Raw genomic sequence first — 4,717 nt, forward strand, 5'->3', positions numbered from 1 at the left:
CTAGCGAGACCGACCAGACGACGCACAACGCAGAAGTATTGAAAGAACAGGTTGTTGCAGAAGTTAAAGTTAAAAAACAGACTAAAACAAACACGAAAAAATAGTTAATTACTTTCTTATAAATATAATTCCTATTGCTGAATTCAGTAATAGGATTTTTTATTTTTACGAATACTATTAAATAGCAGCTATCAAATTTTAAGTATCTTTTGAGCTATTTACTATCACAAATTTAAAAACTACTATTTCAATGAACACCCGCCAGCAGCAACTTGAAGCTTTTAACAGATTACTCGACATCATGGACAATTTGCGCGAAAAGTGTCCGTGGGACAAAAAGCAAACGCTCCAAAGTTTACGTCATCTCACCATTGAGGAAACCTATGAATTGGGCGACGCTATTTTAGACAATAACTTGCCCGAAATCAAAAAAGAATTGGGTGATTTGCTCCTTCATATTGTTTTTTATGCCAAAATTGGAAGCGAAACCAATGATTTTGATATGGCTGATGTTTGTAATGAAATTTGCGATAAATTAATTCATCGTCATCCGCATATTTATGGTGATGTTGTTGTTGCGGATGAAGAGGAAGTAAAACAAAACTGGGAAAAACTAAAACTTAAAGAAGGAAAAAAATCCGTATTAGAAGGCGTTCCAAAGAGTCTGCCCGCTTTGGTAAAAGCAAGCCGAATTCAGGATAAAGTAAAAGGTGTCGGTTTTGATTGGGAAGAACCGCATCAGGTTTGGGATAAAGTGCAGGAAGAATTACAAGAATTACAGGAAGAAGTCAATATTGGAAATCAAGATAAGATTGAAGCCGAATTTGGCGATGTATTGTTCTCGATGATTAACTATGCGCGGTTTCTAAATGTAAACCCCGAAGATGCTTTGGAACGCACCAACAAAAAATTCATAAAGCGATTCATGTATCTCGAAAGCAAAGCTGGAGAACTCGGAAAACCCTTAATGGATATGACTTTAGCGGAGATGGATGTTTTTTGGGAAGAGGCGAAGCGGCTTGGTTAAAAATTAGAATTAGAAAATTTCTAATTTTTCAGTTAAATAAATTTTAAATACTCTATTTAAGTATTGTTTGGTTCAATACGAATGATTTTTTTTTTATTAATTAAATGCCATAAAATCTATTTATTTAATTAAGTTATTGCTATTCAAAGTAATTCAAATTTAAACAAATGTTAAATCTTATACTTTTTATAAAAAAGGTAAGATTTTTTTTTTTTTTTTGTAAAATTGTTTTCCTACATTTGAAATATTAATTCAAATAGTTCATAAATAGAATACCACAGCTTATTTATGAACGCTTCGATTACTCCATTAGCAGTAATCGGATTTAAACATAATTAACTAACTGGCTTTAAGGGCTTCTGGTTCTCTATGAACCTAGAATACAGTTGCGTATATATTAATTTTAATAAAAAAAAATGAATTAAAATACACATAAAAAGAGAAAGCCGCTTCGGGATGAAGCAGCTCTCACAGTCAATAAAACCATCTCTCACAAAAGTTTAATTTAACATTTCAAAAATATGTAAAAACAACAATTTAATACTCATTTAACCGCATAAACATTATGAAAACCTTAAAATCAATTTGTATTTCACTAGTTTTATTTACAACTTTCTCTAACGCTCAAATCACTAAAGGTAATTGGATGGTTGGAGGCTATGGGAGTTTTTCTTCTAAAAAAAGTACGACCAAGGATAATTCAGGCACTGCTAATGTGGGTATATATAGAGAAATCGAGATATCGCCCAATATTGGATATTTTGTAATTAACCAATTAGCTTTCGGTGTAAGATTAGGATATCAAGGTGAATTTTATCCTGGAAATGACAACGTTACTGAACAAAATTACATTACTTTAAGCAGTGGTTTTTTTGCAAGATATTATTTTTTAAAACCAGAAAAACTTATAAATATTTTTGCAGAAGGAGACTATCTAATAGGAAATAGACATGGGAGTTCTTGGGGTTTCGACAGTTTTGACACCTCAATAAATGGATATAAAATTATGGTCGGATCAACTTTATTTTTTAATAGTAGTGTAGGTTTAGAATTAACATTGCAATACAGCTCTCAAAAAAGTTTATTTAATCAAACAAGTGTAATTACAGATGATTTTCAAGTAGGATTAGGGTTTCAAATTTATTTAGAAAAAAATAATTAAAATTAATATTAAAATTATAATCATGGATATAAACAAAAACATATTAAAAATAGTATTTGGATTCATTTTATTGTTATCTAATGCTTTACATTCTCAAACAACTATTGACTATTCCACATTTGTACCACCAAATAATTGTAATATTTTTGGATTAGGAGCTACTGTAAGCGGTATCGCACATCAAACTACTTTTGGACAGCCAACATATAATAGCACCACAAACGCGGTAATGTTATCATTTAATAATATTAATGGAAACAAAGGAACTGAATTTAAAATTGCTTATAATTTTAAACAGTATTATCTCTATAAAATTACAGTTTTTCCAAGAAACGGCACATTGCCAGGACTAGTAATAACTATGCCTGTTTCTCTTAGAGTATCACTAAATGACAATGGAAGTGCAAATAATTGCAATGGCCCTGAACTTATAACAGGTTCAAATGGTGGTGGTTCAACTGCGACGACTCCAATTTCCTCAACTATTTTTACTGAATTTGTATTTAATTTTAATAATCCATTAGCTGCATCTTCAAATTTTTGTACAATAGCTTGTGTTGGTTCTTCTTCAGTAAGTCCAGCTGCACAAATTATCGAGATAAATAAAGTTATTATTGAAGAAATTCCACCAACTCCTAATTTTACAATTTCTCCTGCAACATTAAGTGTTGCTTGCGGTTCAACTGCACCTGTTACATTTATATGCACTAATACATTTAATACTCCAAATGTTTCGTATTCATGGAATGTAGGAACTGGATGGAGTAGATTAGATGGGACTCCTGTTTCGGGTACTATATCATCAGACCCTCAAAATTCATTAACATTGAAACCCAATACATTTCCTTTATCAAGTGTTACAGCAAAACCAGTTATAGGTTTTTTTAATTATCAAGGAGCCCCAACGTGTTTGGTAAATCTAACTCCTTTCACATCAAGTGCAGCTGTAACTGGTACACAAAATATTTGTAGTGGTTCTGCTAACTATTCAATCTCTAATATAGCTGCTGGTCAAACCGTAAGTTGGGGTTTGTCAAATCCTAGTATTGGTAGTTTAATTAATCAAAGCAATGCTGGGGCAACAGTAAGTTTTAATGGTAATGGTGCGCAAACACTTTCGGCTACTATAACCAATCAATGTAGTCAAACAACGATCAAAACACTAGTTATTAATGATGGTTCAACAACATTCACTTCTACTGCTACGATAACAGGAAGTACAGCTTCAGCTTGCAGTGGTTCACGTGTTTTTACTATCAATAATTTACCTGCAGGTCAAAACGTTTCATGGTCTGTTTCTAATTCTGCAGTTGCAACTTTATCGGGAACTTCTAACGCACAGGCAACTTTAACACTCACAGGTAGTGGCAGTGTTACTATTATTGCTACCATCACCAATAGTTGTGGGCAGTCTACAACCAGAAGTGCAACTTTGTACGGAGGTTTGCCAACACTTACCTCTTTTACCTGCGGATCTCAAAGCAAACCATTTTGCGCTCAAGGTAAAATTAATGCTTATACCAGCAGTATTCCTGAACTAAATTTAAATGATAAAGTTACAGCAGTATTTGGTGGGTTAACAACTACAGAAGCTAACTTGGTAGCTAATTGGGAATGGCAACCATTAAATAATAAAATAAATTTGAGCGGTTCACGAAATCAAAGGACTGTAGGCAACTTAAGTTTTGGTGTAACAGGTCTTCAGGTTAGAGCGAGGAATTCATGTGGTTGGTCTGCTTGGTATCCATTAAACTGGGAACTGGTTGAAGTCCCAGACCCGATACAAAAAGTAAGCAGGGCAAAAGATGAAATAACTGTTTATCCAAATCCATCAAACAGTTCTTGGAATTTTTCAGCTAAAAATATAAAAATGGAAAGTATTTCAATTACAGATGTTTTAGGCAAAAATGTTTACAACTGTAGCGTTTCTCAAAATCAAATTGAGATTGATTGTACTTCATTACAAAAAGGGATTTATCTTGCAAAGGTTAAAACAATTCAAGGTTCAGAAACATTTAAATTAATAAAGAATTAAAAAACATTTTTACTTTTTCTAAACCACGCTAAATGCGTGGTTTTTCTTTTACAGTATTTTACTATATTTGAAATCTAACAAACCAAAACCACTTTATGCCAGAAACAAATACATCGTCAGTTCGCCCAGAGGACTCGGGTCATGAATTAAAACGCTCCCTAGGATTAATTGATGCCACCAGTTTAGTTGCTGGTTCTATGATTGGTTCGGGAATTTTTTTAGTAACTGCAGCCATGGCGAGAGACGTTGGTTCTGCCGCGTGGATATTGGTAATTTGGTTAGTCACAGGTTTGTTGACCATGTCGGCTGCCTTAAGTTATGGCGAGTTGGCGGGAATGATGCCCAATGCTGGCGGACAATATGTTTACATACAACGAGCTTATGGAAAATTAATTTCGTTCTTATACGGCTGGACCGTTTTTACAGTAATTCAGACAGGAACAATTGCTGCTGTAGCAGTAGCTTTTGCTAATTATACGGCGGTTTTCTTTCC

The 4,717-nt window shown here is 33.5% G+C and carries 4 protein-coding genes; all 4 read left to right on the forward strand.

Features of this window, described 5'->3' with window-relative positions; genetic code table 11:
- The first annotated feature begins 250 nt into the window (after positions 1-250).
- Positions 251-1,027: a nucleoside triphosphate pyrophosphohydrolase gene (gene mazG / locus Q0Q96_RS03165; RefSeq protein ID WP_293871631.1), complete on the forward strand. Its 777-nt coding sequence runs from the start codon at positions 251-253 to the stop codon at positions 1,025-1,027.
- A 565-nt stretch (positions 1,028-1,592) separates the two neighbouring features.
- Positions 1,593-2,189, forward strand: coding sequence for a hypothetical protein (locus Q0Q96_RS03170; protein WP_293871634.1), 597 nt, complete (start codon positions 1,593-1,595; stop codon positions 2,187-2,189).
- Between the two features lie 22 nt (positions 2,190-2,211).
- Entirely contained in the window at positions 2,212-4,224 is a 2,013-nt protein-coding gene (locus tag Q0Q96_RS03175) for a T9SS type A sorting domain-containing protein (RefSeq protein WP_293871637.1), read from the forward strand.
- A gap of 95 nt (positions 4,225-4,319) precedes the next feature.
- Positions 4,320-4,717 (forward strand): amino acid permease (locus Q0Q96_RS03180; protein ID WP_293871639.1); only part of this gene is annotated, 398 nt, incomplete at its 3' end.

Origin of the sequence: Flavobacterium sp., assembly GCF_025352015.1 — a bacterium.
Classification (GTDB): domain Bacteria; phylum Bacteroidota; class Bacteroidia; order Flavobacteriales; family Flavobacteriaceae; genus Flavobacterium.

Coding starts and splice junctions, on each gene's coding strand:
- mazG (WP_293871631.1), top strand. CDS start 251: ATGAACACCCGCCAGCAGCAACTTGAAGCTTTTAACAGATTACTCGAC.
- Q0Q96_RS03175 (WP_293871637.1), top strand. CDS start 2,212: ATGGATATAAACAAAAACATATTAAAAATAGTATTTGGATTCATTTTA.
- Q0Q96_RS03170 (WP_293871634.1), top strand. CDS start 1,593: ATGAAAACCTTAAAATCAATTTGTATTTCACTAGTTTTATTTACAACT.